This window comes from Flavobacterium pasteuri (assembly GCF_048286615.1).
Classification (GTDB): domain Bacteria; phylum Bacteroidota; class Bacteroidia; order Flavobacteriales; family Flavobacteriaceae; genus Flavobacterium.
Genome location: NZ_JBLVPN010000002.1, coordinates 101,465 through 119,554 on the forward strand (window position 1 = coordinate 101,465; position 18,090 = coordinate 119,554).

Annotated in this window: 16 protein-coding genes; 5 read left to right on the forward strand and 11 right to left on the reverse strand. The window is 34.4% G+C overall.

What is annotated here, in order from left to right:
- Positions 1 to 150 precede the first annotated feature (150 nt).
- From ACNQF6_RS03085 to ACNQF6_RS03095, 3 genes are all read left to right on the forward strand, one after another.
- On the forward strand, positions 151 to 987 hold the full coding sequence (locus ACNQF6_RS03085; protein WP_417963149.1) for a DUF6929 family protein: 837 nt from the start codon (positions 151 to 153) through the stop codon (positions 985 to 987).
- Between the two features lies 1 nt (position 988).
- Positions 989 to 1,675 carry a CPBP family intramembrane glutamic endopeptidase gene (locus tag ACNQF6_RS03090; RefSeq protein ID WP_417963151.1) on the forward strand — a complete coding sequence of 229 codons (687 nt, stop codon included), beginning with the start codon at positions 989 to 991 and terminating at the stop codon, positions 1,673 to 1,675.
- A 92-nt stretch (positions 1,676 to 1,767) separates the two neighbouring features.
- Positions 1,768 to 2,484: a 3-ketoacyl-ACP reductase gene (locus ACNQF6_RS03095; protein WP_417963153.1), complete on the forward strand. Its 717-nt coding sequence runs from the start codon at positions 1,768 to 1,770 to the stop codon at positions 2,482 to 2,484.
- 165 nt (positions 2,485 to 2,649) lie between these two features.
- Here ACNQF6_RS03095 and mtaB read toward each other — a convergent pair whose 3' ends face one another.
- Positions 2,650 to 3,978 (reverse strand): tRNA (N(6)-L-threonylcarbamoyladenosine(37)-C(2))-methylthiotransferase MtaB, encoded by a 1,329-nt coding sequence (mtaB, locus tag ACNQF6_RS03100; RefSeq protein WP_417963155.1) that lies wholly within the window; start codon positions 3,976 to 3,978, stop codon positions 2,650 to 2,652.
- 389 nt (positions 3,979 to 4,367) lie between these two features.
- On the opposite strand from mtaB, the gene ACNQF6_RS03105 reads away from it, so the two are divergent.
- Positions 4,368 to 6,398, forward strand: a complete 2,031-nt coding sequence (locus ACNQF6_RS03105; RefSeq protein ID WP_417963157.1) for a S9 family peptidase — start codon at positions 4,368 to 4,370, stop codon at positions 6,396 to 6,398.
- Positions 6,399 to 6,521: 123 nt separating this feature from the next.
- Here the strand turns inward: ACNQF6_RS03105 and ACNQF6_RS03110 are convergent, their stop codons facing one another.
- The 10 genes from ACNQF6_RS03110 to hisS form a co-directional block, all read right to left on the reverse strand.
- Positions 6,522 to 7,319: a Cof-type HAD-IIB family hydrolase gene (locus ACNQF6_RS03110; protein ID WP_417963159.1), complete on the reverse strand. Its 798-nt coding sequence runs from the start codon at positions 7,317 to 7,319 to the stop codon at positions 6,522 to 6,524.
- 24 nt (positions 7,320 to 7,343) lie between these two features.
- On the reverse strand, positions 7,344 to 7,562 hold the full coding sequence (locus ACNQF6_RS03115) for a DUF2007 domain-containing protein (protein WP_113665307.1): 219 nt from the start codon (positions 7,560 to 7,562) through the stop codon (positions 7,344 to 7,346).
- A 119-nt stretch (positions 7,563 to 7,681) separates the two neighbouring features.
- Positions 7,682 to 8,281 (reverse strand): REP-associated tyrosine transposase, encoded by a 600-nt coding sequence (locus ACNQF6_RS03120; RefSeq protein ID WP_417963162.1) that lies wholly within the window; start codon positions 8,279 to 8,281, stop codon positions 7,682 to 7,684.
- Between the two features lie 66 nt (positions 8,282 to 8,347).
- On the reverse strand, positions 8,348 to 8,989 hold the full coding sequence (locus ACNQF6_RS03125) for a DEAD/DEAH box helicase (RefSeq protein ID WP_417963164.1): 642 nt from the start codon (positions 8,987 to 8,989) through the stop codon (positions 8,348 to 8,350).
- Positions 8,990 to 9,084: 95 nt separating this feature from the next.
- Entirely contained in the window at positions 9,085 to 10,248 is a 1,164-nt protein-coding gene (locus ACNQF6_RS03130; RefSeq protein WP_417963166.1) for a sigma-54-dependent transcriptional regulator, read from the reverse strand.
- 74 nt (positions 10,249 to 10,322) lie between these two features.
- Complete coding sequence (locus tag ACNQF6_RS03135) at positions 10,323 to 11,639, reverse strand: ABC transporter permease (protein WP_417963168.1); 1,317 nt, start codon at positions 11,637 to 11,639, stop codon at positions 10,323 to 10,325.
- Between the two features lie 85 nt (positions 11,640 to 11,724).
- Positions 11,725 to 12,645 (reverse strand): ABC transporter ATP-binding protein, encoded by a 921-nt coding sequence (locus ACNQF6_RS03140; RefSeq protein WP_417963170.1) that lies wholly within the window; start codon positions 12,643 to 12,645, stop codon positions 11,725 to 11,727.
- Between the two features lie 142 nt (positions 12,646 to 12,787).
- Entirely contained in the window at positions 12,788 to 13,903 is a 1,116-nt protein-coding gene (gene dnaJ / locus ACNQF6_RS03145; protein WP_417963172.1) for a molecular chaperone DnaJ, read from the reverse strand.
- A 77-nt stretch (positions 13,904 to 13,980) separates the two neighbouring features.
- Complete coding sequence (locus tag ACNQF6_RS03150; RefSeq protein ID WP_417963174.1) at positions 13,981 to 14,553, reverse strand: nucleotide exchange factor GrpE; 573 nt, start codon at positions 14,551 to 14,553, stop codon at positions 13,981 to 13,983.
- Positions 14,554 to 14,861: 308 nt separating this feature from the next.
- On the reverse strand, positions 14,862 to 16,232 hold the full coding sequence (gene hisS, locus ACNQF6_RS03155) for a histidine--tRNA ligase (protein WP_417963176.1): 1,371 nt from the start codon (positions 16,230 to 16,232) through the stop codon (positions 14,862 to 14,864).
- Positions 16,233 to 16,647: 415 nt separating this feature from the next.
- Here hisS and ACNQF6_RS03160 point away from each other — a divergent pair, with 415 nt between their 5' ends.
- Positions 16,648 to 17,892, forward strand: coding sequence for an ABC transporter permease (locus tag ACNQF6_RS03160; protein ID WP_417963179.1), 1,245 nt, complete (start codon positions 16,648 to 16,650; stop codon positions 17,890 to 17,892).
- Positions 17,893 to 18,090 lie beyond the last annotated feature (198 nt).

An 18,090-nucleotide genomic window follows, 5' to 3' on the forward strand; every position in this document is an offset into this window, starting at 1 on the left:
TGAGGATTAATCCTTGATGTCATCCTGAGCGTAGCCGAAGGAAGGAGCATTTTCCAGCTATTCGTTGCAATCTTTTATTATTTTAAAGAAAAATAATAAAAGGATTTCCACTGCTATCTGGGCTAGGCACTCGTTTTCAAAACAAATACAATGGAAAAAATTACACTCGAATTACTATTTCAAATCATCGGCATTGGTTCAGCATCCGGACTCATTTACAAAGACAATTCCCTACTGATTATAGGTGACAACAGCGGTTTCCTTTATGAATATCAAATGGATTCCAAAGATTTAAAACGCCATCCATTACTCGAAAACCCTACAGAAAACACGCTAAAAAAAGACAAAGCTGATTTTGAAGCCATAACCCATTTTGAGGATAGTTTGTATGTTTTTGGATCCGGTTCCACCGAGAAAAGGAACAAAATGATACAAGTCAATTCTATTGATAAAAAGATAATCGCCACAAATGACCTAGCCGATTTGTATGCCGTCATGCAAAATTTCGAAGAAATAAAACCCGAAGATTTCAACCTCGAAGGCGCCATCTATAATGGCAAAAGTTGGTTTTTATTGAATCGTGGCAACGGAAGTTCCAATAAAAATGTTCTTTTCACCATAGAAGGAAAAAATCTGACCAATGATTTCACTATACTTTCTAACGCCTACAAACTCCCTAAAATAAAAGGAGTGCGCAGTAGTTTTACGGATGCTATTTTAGTCGAAAACAGCATTTATTTTTTGGCCACAGCCGAAGATACCGAATCTACATATGATGATGGCGAAGTTTTAGGAAGTCTTATTGGGAGCATCAACCTGAAAACCATGAAAATCGATTTTACCCAAAAAATTAGCAGCACCCATAAATTCGAAGGATTGACTTTGTACACTGATTCAAAAGAAAAAATAGAGTTCCTACTTTGTGAAGATAAAGACACCGAAGTTTTAGAAACGGATATTTACAAATTGACAATCAACTTAATTTAAAATGACGGACTATTTAAAAACAACTAAAAAATCAGTCCTAATTGGTGGGATTTTATTTTTACTACTAGTTCTATTTACCGTAGCAGCATCTTTTCAATTATTAGAGCACACTAATTTTAGTAAACAAATAACATTTTCTATCTCCAGATTAGCTATTTGGTTTTGTCTGTTTTTACTGTATATGTATTCCATTAAGTTCGAAAAACAGCCTTTTCTATTATGGACTGAAGAAAAATATTCGCTAATTTTTTTTTTAAAATCGGTAGTTAAATTAATGCTTTCTCTTTTTTTAACAATGCTTGTTGTCTATTTTATTTTTAAAATAGCTGATTCAAATATTGACAGTAAAAAGATAAATGAAGTTATGAAACTTTTTAAAAACAATATTTTTTTGATCCTCTTTACATCAATAACTGCAGGTGTTACAGAAGAATTAATTTTTAGGGGTTATCTAATTCCCAGATTAGAGATATTACTGAAAAATACTCCTGTAGCAATCCTTACATCAAGTATTCTTTTCGGGCTTATACATTATAGCTACGGAACTCTAATACAAATAATTGGCCCAATTTTTATCGGCTTTTTATTTGCTGTTCATTATAAAAAATATAAAAACATTAAAATTTTAATAATGTGCCATTTCTTATGGGATTTATTAGTTCTACTCAACAAAACATCGCAATTATAGTACTATAAAATTATACTTTTTTTCACACCGTGATTTATTTAAAAAAAAAGTGAATAGTTTAACTTTGCTTGCAACATATAAACTTGATCAAAATGACAGATTTAAAAAATAAAAATGCCCTAATCACCGGCGCAGGAAAAGGAATTGGAAAAGCAATCGCTTTGGCATTAGCAAAAGAGGGTGTAAATATAATTCTGGTTGCCAGAACACAGGAAGAGATAGACAGTGTAGCTGCAAAAGTGCGTTCGTTAAGAGTAAAAGCACTGGCTATAACTGCTGATGTTGCTGATATTAATTCGGTAAACGCTGCCGTTGCCAAAGCATTGGCTGAATTTGGGACTATTGATATTTTAATCAACAATGCCGGAATAGCTGCTTTTGGAAAATTCTTAGAATTAGAACCAGCCGCTTGGGAACGCATCATTCAGGTAAACTTAATGGGAACTTATTATGTAACGCGTGCCGTGTTGCCTAATATGATTGAAAGACAAACAGGTGATATCATCAATATTTCTTCAACAGCAGGATTAAGCGGAAATGCGTTAACTAGTGCTTATAGTGCTTCAAAATTTGCTGTTTTAGGATTAACGGAATCGTTAATGCAGGAAGTTCGCAAGCATAATATTCGTGTAACGGCATTAACGCCAAGCACTGTTGCTACTGACATGGCCAAAGAATTAAACTTGACCGACGGGAATCCTGACAAAGTCATGCAAGCAGAAGACATAGCTGAATTAATTATCGCACAACTAAAACTAAACCGACGCGTTTTCATCAAAAACAGTAGTATTTGGTCAACGAATCCTTAAAAGTAGTCGAAAGTCAAAAGTCTTAAAGTCGAATGGACGATAGGTATAATAAAAACTATTAAGGGATTAAGAAAATTAAGCGTAAAACTTAATGAACTTAATGAACTTAATCCCTTAATGGTTTTTTAATCTTTTGCTTATATGACTTATATGTTTAAAAACTAATTACACCAAAGCCGAAACAAACTCCATTCGTACACTTCCATCTTCATCAATTTTCGTCAAATTAATTTCCTGTAAGGTATTCACTAATGCTGGATTCCAAGGTGTTTTTACTTTAACGTAGTTTTCGGTAAAACCGTGAATATAGCCTTCTTTATTTTCACTTTCGAACAAAACAGTTCTATTGGTTCCCAATTGACTTTCATAAAAAGCACGGCGTTTTTTTACAGACAAACCGCGTAACATCTTACTACGTTTGGCACGAACATTAGCAGCAACAACACCTTCCATTGCAGCAGCTTCCGTATTGTCTCGTTCTGAATATGTGAATACGTGTAAATACGAAATATTCATTTCATTCAAGAAATGGTAGGTTTCTAGAAAATGCTCGTCTGTTTCGCCAGGAAAACCCACAATCACATCCACACCAATACAAGCGTGTGGCATCACTTCCCGGATTTTATTTACACGTTCTGTATATACTTCACGTTGGTAACGACGTTTCATCAACTTTAGAATATCATTGCTTCCAGATTGCAACGGAATATGAAAATGCGGTACAAACGTTCTGCTTTTTGATACAAATTCTATCGTTTCATTTTTCAACAAATTTGGTTCAATAGACGAAATTCGCAATCTTTCGATTCCTTCTACTTTGTCTAATTCTTGAACCAATTCTAAGAACGTGTGTTCGTGTTTTTTATTTCCAAATTCACCCTTACCGTAATCGCCAATATTTACTCCGGTAAGAACAATTTCCTTAATATTTTGTTTCGAGATTTCAGAAGCATTTTTCAATACATTTTCCAGTTCATCACTTCGCGAAATTCCCCTTGCTAACGGAATCGTGCAATAGGTACATTTGTAATCACAGCCATCCTGCACTTTCAAAAAAGCACGTGTTCTGTCACCTATTGAGTAACTTCCAACATAAAAATCAGCTTCGGCAATTTCGCAGGAATGCACTTCACCAAAATCATTTTTGGACAAATCATTGATATAATCTGCCAATTTAAATTTTTCTGTTGCACCAAGAACTAAATCCACTCCATCTACACTCGCTAATTCCTCCGGTTTCAATTGCGCATAACATCCTACTGCCGCTACAAATGCTTTGTCATTCAATTTCATTGCTTTTCGCACGACTTGCTTGAACTGCTTATCTGCATTTTCAGTAACTGAACAGGTATTAATCACATACATATCAGCCACTTCCTCAAAATCTACCCGGTCAAAACCCTCATCTTGCAAGTTACGGGCAATTGTAGAAGTCTCTGAGAAGTTTAGTTTACAACCTAAGGTATAAAAGGCTACTTTTTTTCTGTTTTCCATAAGATAACTCAACTAATGAAATCGTTGTCAAAAAATTGAGTGGGCAAATTTACAAACAAAAAACTTCAAAATGAAATCGTGAATTTACAAAGAAAAAGAACAATTAAAACTACAACAAGTTTCGCAATTGTGACCATTTTCAAATGTTCAAATTGAACTATTATCTAATTTCATTCCTTCCTCCACTTCTAGTTTCCTCAAAAAGGCGTTCAAAAACAGCTACTTTTTTTATCTTTAATAATAACAATCAAACATTTACAACAATTTTATAAATATTTACAAAGACGAAAAGAAATTTTCAAAGAAAACCCAAGAAAAAAAGATGATTTTTTTTGTAACTTTTTTCTGCAATCAATTACTAATCCTAAAACCATTTAAAACTTATTTCTATGAAAAAAACCATTCTACATCTTGTACTATTTATTATCACGGTTAATGTTTCAATTGCTCAGACAAAAACTAATAAAACCGAAACTCCAATTTTGGATCGAGAGTTGTTTTTTGGAAATCCAGAAATTACTGGAGGGCAATTAAGTCCCGACGGAAAATTTATTTCTTTTATGAAGGAATATGAGGGAATAATGAATATTTGGGTCAAAAAAATTGACGAACCGTTTGAAAAGGCTAGACCACTAACTAATAGTAAACGTCCAATGCAAGGCTATTTTTGGTCATTTGATGGCAAATATATATTGTATATTAAAGATGAGAATGGGGATGAAAACATAAATATCTTTGCCGTTGACCCAATGGCAACAACAGAAGTAAATAAAGTTCCAGTCTCCAGAAATCTAACCCCTTTAAAAGGAATTGCGGCAAGAATAAACTTGGTCAGCAAGAAAAATCCCGATTTAATGATGGTATTATTAAATGAAAGAGACAAGGCATGGCACGATTTATACCAACTTAAAATTTCTACGGGGGAACTTACTAAACTATATGAAAACAAGGAAAGAGTTACCGGTTTTACCTTTGATTGGGATGAAAACCTTAGGGCGCTTTCTAAAACTGATGACAAAGGAACAACAGTAACATATAAAAAAGATGGTGATAAACTAACTCCAATTTATGAAACATCAGTAACGGAGCAAGCTTATATAGCCAGCTGGACACCCGATAACAAACAAGCGTATTTCGTTAGCAATAAAGGAGATTTAAATCTCTCCACTTTACTTTTAATGGATATAGAAACTCAAAAAATTACCAAAATAGAAAGTGACCCAAAAAACAAAGTTGATTTTGGTGGGCTTTCTACAAGCGATGTAACCCACAAAATTATATCTACATCTTACACTGATGATAAAACCAACTATTATTGGAAAGATAAAAACTGGGAATCTCGTTACAAGTTTTTGCAATCGAAATTCCCGGGTAGAGAAGTAAGTTTTCAAAGCTCAACAAACGATGAAAAGAAATTTTTGATAACACTTTCTGGAGATAAATATGCCACAGAAGTATATTTTTTTAATATAGAAACAAAAGAATTGCTTTTACAATATGTATCAAGACCAGCTTTAAAAAAGGTAGAACAGTATTTAGCAGCAATGACACCTATAAAATATAAAAGTAGTGATGGTTTAGAAATTTCAGGATATTTAACGCTTCCCGTGGGTTCAAATGGTAAAAATTTACCTGTGATAATGCTAATTCATGGAGGACCAAAAGGACCAAGAGATAATTGGGGTTACAATTCAATCGCTCAATTTTTGGCAAATAGAGGTTATGCGGTTTTGCAACCTAATTTCAGGGCAAGCGGTGGTTACGGAAAAAACTTCCTTAATGCTGGTGATTTGCAATGGGGAAAATTAATGCAAGATGATATTACTTGGGGTGTAAAATATTTAATTGCTCAAGGAATTGCCAATAAAGATAAAGTTGCCATAATGGGCGGTAGTTATGGTGGTTATGCAACTTTGGCAGGACTAGCTTTTACTCCAGACTTGTATGCTTGTGGTGTTGATAATGTTGGTCCAAGTAATCTTTTTACTTTAATAGAATCTATTCCGGCTTATTGGGAAGCTGCAAGAGCTTCATTGTATGGAATGGTTGGTGATCCAAAGACGGAAGAAGGTAAAAAAAGAATGCAAGAAGCGAGTCCGTTGTTTAGTGCAGATAAAATTATAAAACCTTTATTGATCATTCAAGGTGCAAACGATCCAAGAGTTAAAAAAGCCGAAGCGGATCAAATTGTTGTAGCTTTGAGAGAAAAAGGGAAACAAGTTTCATACTTGCTGGCTGATGATGAAGGCCATGGCTTTAGAAAACCTGTTAATAATATGGCAATGTTCGCTGAAACAGAAAAATTCTTGGCGGGAATTCTTGGTGGAAAATACCAACAAAATATGCCAGAAAATATAGCCAAACGTTTAAAAGAAATAACTGTTGATATTGATATGGTAACTTACGAATCTAAAAAGTAATAGTTTTTTTTTAAAATTAATAAGCGAGAGGGAGTTGTTTTTTTTAAACTCCCTCTTATTTTTTTTAACTTGACAAACCTAACAGCATGCGTTAAAAATCAGCTCTTTTAATAATGAGAATTTTTAATTCAAAATAAAACGTCTCACCACCTCAGCCACGCCATGATTATTATTTGACGCTACGATAAAATCTCCTTTATCTCTCAATTCAGGATCTACATTATCGACCCAAACGCCCAATCCAGCATATTCAATCATGGTTAAATCATTTCCTGCATTTCCTACAGCAATAATTTCACTTTGAAGAATATTTAGTCTTTCGGCTAAAAATTTGATACTGGCTCCTTTATCAATTCCATTTTGCGCTACTTCAAGAAAAAATGGCTTTGACATGCTGACGCTAAGATGTGGCATTACCGCTTTCAAGTCTTTTTCTACTCCTTTTAAGTAACCAGGTTCTTCTAACAAAATACATTTCACAGCTGAAGATTGAACTTCTTCTTTAAAACTTACCACTTTATTGTGTTCTAAACCGGTGATGTTCTTTTCAATTTCTATAAATTCAGAATCCGTTTCACTTACAATTTTCCCATTGACATAAGTAATAATGTGTGTCTTACTTTTCAAACTGTAATCATACAATTCATGAATTTGTTGTTGAGTTAACGTCTGCTCAAAAATGATTTTATCTTCCTTTAAATCCGTAATTACGGCTCCGTTATATGATATCATATAGGAATTATCCAATTGTAATTCTTTGGCGTAAGCAATCATTGCTGGCGTTGGTCTTCCAGATGCCAAAACAATATGCACCCCCAATTCTCTTGCCTTGGACAACATCACTTTATTTTCATTTGAAATGGTATGATCATCGTTCAACAAAGTATCATCCATATCCAAAACCAACATTTTATATTTCATTCTATTTCTTTTATTGTGAATGTATTAAATACTCATTCTGAATTCTTCAATAACAGGGTTTACTTTTGCAAACTCGGTTTCCTGAACAAACAATTCAACTGCTAAATCTGAATTTCCAAATCCTCCCAATCGAGCCGATTGTATATTATTTTTCACTACTACATCTACACCAATCGCTTCAATTCTTTCTTGTAACGCTAAAGCTAAAATTTCACTTCCCGAAAATACTTTCATTAATCCCATTTTATTCTTTATTTAATTATTTATTACCGTTTTCCTCATCATTAGCTCCGCAAAGTTTCCAACTTTGAGGATGTGTGAAAGGCCTCCTGACCTTTATATATTTTAATTTAATATATCAGTTACCAAATATAATTATTGGCAATTGAAGACGGTTTTAAAACGTCTATTACTGGGTTGTCGATTTTTGTGATTTCTATAATCCCCTCATCATTCACATAATTAGAAGCACTAGAATAACTATAATGCGAAGCCTTTGAAACTATTCCAGCTCGTATTGGATTCATGTGGATGTAATCTAATTTAGACCACATAAATTTTTCGGAAAATATTTCTTCCGGATGGCTGCCATATTGCCAAAACTGATACTTTTCATTACGTGTATGACTTTTACAAGCAAATTCAAATCGTTTCAACATCCAGTCTGCGCTACTTTCCGGTCCGTTTTCTATTTTATTTAAAATAGTTTTTGCCGTAAATTTTTTAAAATCTCTAATCAAATCAGATAATTTATTTTCTTCTGATTGAATAATCAAATGAATATGATTGGACATAATTACAAATCCATACAAAATCATCCCTTTGTTTTTTATACAAAAATCCAAACTTTCAATAATGCAATCTTGATATTTTTTTCTAGAAAATACATCTACCCAATCTACAACCGTTGCCGTTATAAAATGAGGTTTTGATTGGTCTCGAATAATGTAGCCTTCTTTCATATAATTATTTCAGTCTAAGACTGAATTTCACTTCCTCAAAGTTGAAAACTTTGCGGAGCATAAATATTAATCCTCATCTTCTTCATCCTCATCTTCTTCATCAAAGTCGAATTCATAAGGCTCCTCTAGCATTTTCTCTGCAAGGACTTCAATACGTTCCGTGAAATGTTCCGAGAAAATAATACGTTGGGTTCTCACAATACTATTCGAAATACGCATGATTTTTGTTTCATGACGCAATTTCAATATTGGATCAGCATCGTCAAGAATAAACATTTTCAATCGGTTTACGTTAAATCCAGCCGTAGTAAACATTTCGCTCAACTTATTTGGAGTCCCAATTAACACATCAATTCCGCTGGAGATATAATTTTTATCGTATTCCATGTCGCCTTTATCATGAACACCATAGACTTCTAAATTAGAATTCTTGCCGTATTTTTCAAAAAGTGATTCCATTTCCAATACTTTGGCTTTGTCTTCCACAATAATCAAAGCCCTAGGTGACTCTTCATTTGCGCCTGACAATCTCTGAATTACATTCAGCACAATTGTTGTAGATTTTCCGCTTCCATTTGGCGCAATAATAATACAATCCGAACCACTTTTCAGTGTCGAAAATGTTTCTTTTTGCATCGCATTGGCCTCGGTCAAACCGTTTTCAATTAAGGCTTGTTGTAACTCTTCGTTTATTTTTTTTAGTTTCATTTCTTATGATTGAAAGATTAAAAAATTAAAAAATTAAAAGATTAAACCAGTGCCAAATCTTTAAATAGTTAAATTTTAAAATCATTAAATTAATTTTATTTCGATGCAAACAACTTCACATCATTCTCTGAAATTTCGCTTCCGCCAAGGATAATCAGGCGCTCCACTACATTTCGTAATTCACGGATGTTTCCTGTCCAATCGTATTCTTTCAACAAATTAATCGCTGCTGAAGAGAATTTTTTGACTGCATTCCCTTGCTCCGTAGCAATCTTATCCGCAAAATGAGAAATCAACATCGGGATATCATCTCGTCTATCATTCAAAGCCGGAACTTTTATCAAAATCACTGCCAAACGATGGTATAAATCCTCACGGAAACGCCCTTCGGCAATTTCGACTTTCAAATCTTTATTGGTAGCTGCGACCACACGAACATCGACTTTGATGTCTTTGTCCGCTCCCACTCTGGTAATCATACTTTCCTGTAAAGCACGTAATACTTTGGCTTGTGCCGAAAGACTCATATCACCAATTTCATCTAGAAAAATTGTTCCTTTATCTGCCGCTTCAAATTTTCCTGCGCGATCTTTGACAGCCGATGTAAACGCTCCTTTTACGTGACCGAATAATTCACTTTCAATCAATTCTGATGGAATGGCAGCACAGTTTACTTCGATTAAAGGGAAATTAGCGCGCTCACTCTTCTCGTGTAATTGATGAGCAACCAATTCTTTTCCGGTTCCGTTGGGTCCCGTAATTAAAACTCTCGCTTCGGTTTGTGCAACTTTCTCAATCATCACTTTGATGTGATTGATGGCTTCACTTTCGCCAATCATTTCGTAGTTTTTACTGACTTTTTTCTTTAGAATTTTATTCTCTACTACGAGCTGTTTTTTGTCCAAAGCATTTCGAACCGTATTTAACAATCGGTTTAAATCGGGTGGTTTTGAAATGTAATCAAACGCTCCCAAACGCATTGTATTAATTGCCGTTTCCATATCGCCATGACCGGAAATCATCACCATAGGAATTTCGGGCTTGATTTTTTTGACTGCTTCTAATACCTCAACACCATCCATTTTTGGCATTTTGATGTCGCACAAAACCAAATCGTAATCGGTGTTCTTTATTTTTTCAAGACCTGCAACACCATCTTCGGCTTCTTCAACCTGATAGGTGTCATTTTCTTCAGAAAGTATTTTTGTGAGTACTCTTCGAATTGCAGCCTCGTCTTCAATGATTAGTATTTTACTCATTTTTGATAATTTGTTTAATCATTAATTCGGCTATTTGTTTAATCGATTAAACGAATAACCGAATTAATCTAAATTTAATATTTCAACCAGCGGTACATCTCACTCCACGTTGGTTTTTTGCCATACATAAGTATTCCTATTCGGTATATTTTTGCAGCAAACCAAACGACACAAAAGAAACTTCCGAACAATAATGTTACAGATATGGCGATTTGCCACAAAGGTACGCCAAACGGAATTCGCATCAACATTACTATTGGTGAGGTAAGCGGAATCATTGAAAAAACAACTGCAACTGTGCCATGTGGATCATTGATAACTGTAAAAAAACCAACGTAAACGCTCAACATTAACGGCATAATGATTGGCAACAAAAATTGCTGCGAATCCGTTTGATTATCTACTGCGGCACCAATTGCCGCGTAAAAGGAACTATACAGAAAATAACCGCCTATGAAATAAATCACAAATCCAATCAAGATACTTGCAATGGGTAAATTCCATAATTCCTTAATATACATTTGCGCAGTTCCAGTCATTTCTTGCTGTGCAGTTTGCATCATTTCTGGTGAAACGCTGGCTGTTGGACCCACATTTACTCCTAAAAATGCCGAAGCTGCAAAAAGTAAAGACATTCCAATTATTGCCCAAATTAGGAATTGCAACAATCCTGCTAGTGAAGTTCCTATGATTTTTCCCATCATCAATTGAAATGGTTTAACTGAGGAAATTATAATTTCTACTATTCGGCTGGTTTTTTCTTCGATGACACTTCGCATCACCATGTTTCCATATATGATTATGAACATCATAATAAGATATCCAAATGCGCCACCAATCCCGATTTTGATTTCGTTAAGTCCTTTGACACTTTCTTCACCAGAGGCTTTTGTCAGGCTGATATTCACTTTTGACTGGGCATTTTTAATTGCCCGCGTATCTAAATGAGCTTTTTCTAAATTGTTTTTGGTCAGTTTACTTGCAATTATATCCTGAACATTTTCAATGAATGAAATACTAGGACTACTGTTTGAAATAAACTGGATTTTACTTTCGAAATCCTTAGTATTGTTCGCCTTTGGGATATACAACAATCCTTCATAGCTTTCATTTGTGATACTGTCTTTCAGGAATTTTAAATCTATCAAAGACAAATCAAGGTATTTGTATTCCTCATTTTTATTGTTCTGGGATGTAAATTCTTTTACAAACATACCTGATTCGTCATGAATAGCGATTCGTTTGGTATCTGCTTTCATGGAACTTAAATACGCCACAAAAACGGCAATTCCCACAAATAGTAACGGACTTAAAAAAGTCATAACAATAAAGGATTTATTCCGCACCTTGGCAATAAACTCTCTTTTTATAATTAATGATACTATAGACATTTTAGATTGTTAGATTGTTAGACATTTTAGACTGTTAGAATTATAAACCTTTAGATTTTCTAAAAATCTAAGAAGTCTGAAAAGTCTATTGTGTTACTGTTTGAATAAAAATATCATTTACACTTGGAATTTTTTCTACAAAATGTGTTACTTGTCCGCATTGGGTCAAGATATTCAATAACTCATTTGGCGTGGCATTCCCTAATTGAATTTCCAGTTTTAATTCGTTGTTCAATGATTTAAAATTAGCCGGACCAACGGTGAATTTCTGTGTAATAGCATACATCAATCCTTCTACATTCTCCGATAAAATGCCCACTTCAAAACTATTGGCTTTAAATTGTCTTTTGACATCGTCAAGTTTTCCTTCGATTAATTTATTGGATTTGTGGATTAAAGCAATATGATCACACAATTCTTCTACGCTTTCCATACGGTGTGTAGAGAAAATTATCGTCGCTCCTTGATCTCGCAAAGCCAGAATTTCATCTTTGATAATATTGGCATTTACAGGATCAAAACCAGAAAAAGGTTCGTCAAAAATCAACAGTTTTGGTTTGTGCAAAACGCAAACCACAAACTGAATTTTCTGCGCCATTCCTTTAGAAAGCTCTTGGATTTTCTTATTCCACCAACCTTGAATTTCTAATCTTTCAAACCAATACTCCAATTGTTTTTTGGCTTCAGCCTTAGAAAGTCCTTTCATTTGGGCCAAATACAAGCATTGTTCTCCCACTTTCATCGTGTTGTACAATCCTCTTTCTTCGGGTAAATACCCTATATATTGAACATGTTTGGGTTGCAGTTTTTCACCATCCAAAATAATTTCACCGCTATCAGGCAATGTAATTTGGTTTATAATTCGGATAAGTGATGTTTTTCCGGCTCCATTTGGACCTAAAAGGCCGTAAATACTTCCTTTTGGGACAGTTAATGAAACCTCGTTAAGCGCCACATAATCACCGTATTGCTTGACAACTTTATTCACTTCAAGAATGTTATTCATGCTCATTTTTTAATTGGTGTAAAAGTAAATAATTAGTACCGAAATACTTAGAATAGTTACATAAAAAACCCATCCTTATTTTAACAAGGATGGGGAAATGTATTTTTAAAATTAGACGTGTTAAACCGAGTCTGATTTTTTATTATGAAAACATGTCTTTTACTTTCTCAAAAAATGATTTGTCTGATTTCTCCGGATTTGGAATAAAATTCTCATCCGTAAGATTTTTTTCAAAAAACTGTTTTTGTTCTTTGTTCAGTGTTTTTGGAGTCCAAACATTTACATGAACCAATAGATCTCCGTTTCCGTAGCCATTGATACTTGGAATTCCTTTTCCTTTTAATCTCAGAATTTTACCGGATTGAATTCCTTCTTCCAGTTTGATTCTTACTTTTCCATTTATAGCTTCGATATCTTTGGAAATCCCTAGAACCGCTTCAGCAAAACTGATGTATAAATCGTAATGTAAATTCTCTCCTTCACGTTTCAAGAACTCATGCTCCAATTCTTCAATTGCAACAATCAAATCTCCTGGAATACTGTTTCCTGGAGCATCGTTTCCTTTATTAGAAACTTTCAATTGCATTCCGTCCACAACACCCGCAGGTATTTTTATTGAAACCGTTTCATCCTCAAGAATCATTCCTTGTGAATCCGCTTCGGATGGTTTTCTATCTAAAATTTGACCTGAACCACTACATGTTGGACACGTAGAAGCTGATTGCATTCTGCCCAAAATGGTATTCGTAACGCGCATTACTTGCCCTTGACCATTACAGGTAGAACATGTTTTGTAGGTCACTCCAGGTGCTTGAACTTTGCGTTTTACTTTTACTTTTTTCTCAACACCATTGGCAATTTCTTCCAATGTCAATTTTACTTTGATACGAAGGTTGCTTCCTTTAGCACGACGAACGCCTCCGCCTCCACCGCCTCCAAAACCACCAAAACCGCCTCCGAAAATATCACCAAACTGACTGAATATGTCATCCATATTCATTCCGCCGTGACCACCTCCGCCAAAACCGCCTGAACCATCAAAAGCTTGATGCCCATGTTGATCGTATTTTGCTTTTTTCTGAGGATCGCTTAATACTTCGTAAGCTTCAGCAGCTAATTTAAACTTATCTTCTGCCGATTTGTCTCCAGGATTTTTGTCAGGATGGTACTGTAAAGCGTTTTTTCGGTATGCTTTTTTAATTTCAGCAGCATCAGCATTTTTTGAGATGCCTAATATTTCGTAAAAATCTTTTTTCATTTTTATTTTTATTTTGTTGAGTCGCACTCTAGCGCGCCTCTATGCGTGATGTAAAGACCTAATAAACTGAGTCTCTACTACTGCCCTATTACAACTTTTGGAAAACGAATGATCTTGTCTCCTAATTTGTATCCTTTTTCAAGAACATCAACAATTTTCCCCTTCATCTTTGGCGCTGGAATCTGAGTAATTGCTTCAGCAAAATCAGCATCAAAAGCGTCTCCAGCCTTAACCTCAACTTGCTCTAATCCTTTAGAAACCAAAGTGCTTTTTAATTTCTCATGAATAAGCTCCACACCTTTTGTTAACAATTCGTCATCCGATTTGTTTATTTCAACCAAAGCTCTGTCAAAATCATCTAATACAGGAAGCATTGCAAGCAAAACTTCTTGATTAGCCGTTTTAAACAACTCTATACGCTCTTTAGTAGTTCTACGTTTGTAATTTTCAAATTCTGCAAATAATCGTAAATACTTGTCTTTCTCTTTGGCTAAGTCTTGAGTCAATTGCTCTTCCAGACTTAATTCCTCAATAATGATTTGCTCTCCATTTGCATTATTTTCTAATGTCACATCATCTATTTCTTGATCAATTTCTGTATTTTCAGTAGTCATATTACTTGTATTTTTAAAAATATTCTTAAACTTCATTTTATTCTTTTCTTTGGATTGCAAAAGTACTGCCAATTCTTTTAAAATGTCAAATTGTCATCTTTTTATCAAATTTATAATTCTTTTTAAATTTTATACTGTTCAAAACAATTTTTACACACTCAAATTTTAATATAATTTTAAGACTATCTCGATATAGTTTATATAAATTTGTTTCAATTATTTTCAGTTATTTTTCTGTAAATGAAAAACTAAAGAATCCCTAAAAATTATTAATTCACCATTATTTTATATTAAAAAAAGCTTCGTTTAGTAAACGAAGCTTTTTTTATGCTTACAAAATAAAACTACAATAATGCGTTTTTCAAACCTTCAAAATCCACTGAAGTCTGCTCTCCACTCACTAAATTTTTAAGAGAAAAAGAATTGGTAGCCATTTCTTGTTCTCCTGCGATTACGGCAAAAGGTATCGCTCTTTTATCTGCATGCTGAAACTGCTTTGATACTTTCGCACTATCCGGATACAATTCTACCTTTACACCTGAATTCCTTAATTCTTTTATCGCTTTCATTGCATAAAAAGCTTCTGTATCACCATAATTAATAAACAACGCTTTAGAAGTTGCCGTTACGGTTTCAGGAAACAAATTCAATTCTTCGACAACCAAATAGATTCGATCCAATCCAAAAGAAATCCCCACACCACTCATATTTTTCAATCCGAAAATTCCAGTCAAATCATCGTACCTTCCGCCGCCGCCAATGGATCCCATTGCTACAGATTTTGGCGGAGCCACTTCAAAAATGGCACCTGTATAATAATTCAATCCTCTTGCCAAGGTTACATCCAAGTCTAAAATTGCTGTTACCAATCCTAGTTCCGAAACGTTTTCACAAATAAAACGCAGCTCTTCAACTCCTTTCATTCCTTCATTGGAGTCCGCAAGCAAAACAGAAAGTTGGTTTATTTTCTCTGAAATAGTTCCTGTAAAATTAAATAGCGGCTGTACTTTCAGAATCGCTTTTTCTGAAATTCCTTTCTCCAACATTTCTTTTTTCACGCCGTCCTCTCCTATTTTATCGAGTTTGTCTAACGCAATAGTGAAATCTATTAATTTATCTGATGCGCCAATCACTTCAGCAATTCCAGATAATATTTTTCTATTATTGATTTTGATGGTTACCCCTTCTAAACCTAAAGCAGAAAAAACAGTATCATATAATTGAACCAATTCTACTTCTTGCCACAATGATTTAGAACCTACCACATCAGCATCACATTGAAAAAACTCTCTGAAACGTCCTTTTTGTGGGCGATCTGCTCTCCATACAGGTTGAATTTGGTATCTTTTAAATGGAAATTCAATATCGTTTTGATGTTGTACCACATAACGTGCAAACGGAACGGTTAAGTCATAACGCAAGGCTTTCTCAGAAATACTTGACGTTAATTTAGTACTGTCTTTATTTTCTAAATGTGTCGCATTGGCTTTCGCCAAATAGTCTCCTGAATTCAATATTTTAAAAATCAAACGATCGCCTTCTTCTCCGTATTTCCCCATTAGGGTTTCGGAATTTTCGAACGAAGGAGTTTCTATAGGTTGAAAACCAAATTTCTCGAAATTACTTTTTATAATCTGAATGATATAGTTTCGTTTTGCCACCTCAGTTGGTGAAAAATCTCTGGTTCCTTTTGGAATGCTCGGTTTTGATGCCATTTTTTGATTATTGGATTTTTAGATTTTCAGATTTAGGAATTCTTGAAAAACTCCAAATTCTAATTCTTTGCAAATATCTTATTTTTAAAATAAATCTGTTTACAAATTTCATCATTTTATTGCCCGATGCCAAGCCCAGATTACTTCACTTAATTTCTATTTTTCATAGTAGTTCTGTGAACTTCATTTGAAGTGAAAATAGGGAAGTGAAAAATAATATTGTTTTCTTGCCTGAAAGAGCGATTAAAGGAAGCTCCTTTTAGGTAACTAAAGCAAGTTATTTTCACTGACAGGTTATAGCAAAAAGCTAGACACGAGCGAAGCGAACTGATGAAGTAAATAGCTTCTAAAAAATAAATTAGGAATTTTGAAAAGGAAATTTGTAACAAAAATTGTATTTTCGTGTCAAACTGCTATGATGTTAAAATTATTCAAAGAAAATATTCGAATTGCATTCGGTTCCATCAGAACACAATTGTTGAGAACCGTTCTAACTGTGTTGATTATCGCTATTGGAATCACAGCTTTAGTTAGTATCCTTACTGTTGTTTCTGCTTTAGAAAATACTATTTCCTCTGATTTTGCATCAATGGGAGCCAATACCTTCAACCTAAAACAGTATGAAAACACTGTGAGAAGACAGGGAAGAGATGAACGTGAAATAATTAATCCTATTATTTCGTATCCTGAAGCGGTTGCTTTTAAGAATAAATACAACTATCCTTTTACTGAAACTTCGCTTTCGTTTACCGCTACTTCTGGCGCTGAAGTAAAATTTGAATCTTCAAAAACGGATCCTGAAAATTCAATTGTAGGTGTCGATGAATTTTTCATGAGTAATTCCGGACTGGAAACCAGTTCTGGACGAAATTTTACAGGATTTGATATTGACAACAATGCATATGTGTGTGTTGTAGGTTCTGATTTTGAAAAAGGATTACTAAAAAACGTGAATCCCATTGATAAAATAATTTCAATCAGAGGCGCTAAGTTTAGGGTTATTGGAGTATTAAAAGAGAAAGGATCAACTTTTGGTAACAGTCAGGATTTGCGGGTTTTAATCCCAATACAATTAGCGCGTTCTTTATTTACGGCGCCTAACATCAATTATACGGTAAGTGTTATGGTTAGTAAAAAAGAATTGCTAGACCAAGCAATTGACAATGCTAACAGCATCATGCGCAGGGTTCGTAAATTAAGTCCCGTTGAAGATAATAATTTTGGACTCGTTCGCAGTGATGACTTAATCAACAGAATCCTTGGAATCACACAATATCTTGGGCTTGCTTCTTGGCTTATTGGGATCATTACCGTTCTTGGATCTTCAATTGCTTTGATGAATATTATGATTGTTTCAGTAACGGAACGTACTCGAGAAATAGGCGTTCGAAAAGCCTTAGGAGCCAAAAAAACAACGATTGCTTTTCAATTTTTTATAGAAACTTTGCTTATTGGTCAATTGGGCGGCTTGGTAGGGATAATTTTCGGAATCTTAATTGGTTTTGGTATTGCTACTGCAATGAGTTTTGCATTTGTAATTCCGTGGAGCGCAATCATGGCGGCATTTATAACCAGTTTTATGGTTGCAATCGCTTCTGGTTTATATCCTGCAATAAAAGCGGCTATGTTAGACCCAATTGAAGCATTACGATATGAGTAGTTTATAGTAATCAACTTCATTGCGAGGAACAAAGCAATCACATTTTATATTTTTAAAACAATTTGGGCGTGACCACATTAAAAAAAGGGGCTAACTAATCATACGTGCTGGTTGCCCCTTTTTTTAATGCCGTCGGGTCATCCGCGTTACAAGGTAACTCGCTCCTACCCCTCACGCAAACCCCGTAAAACGAGAACT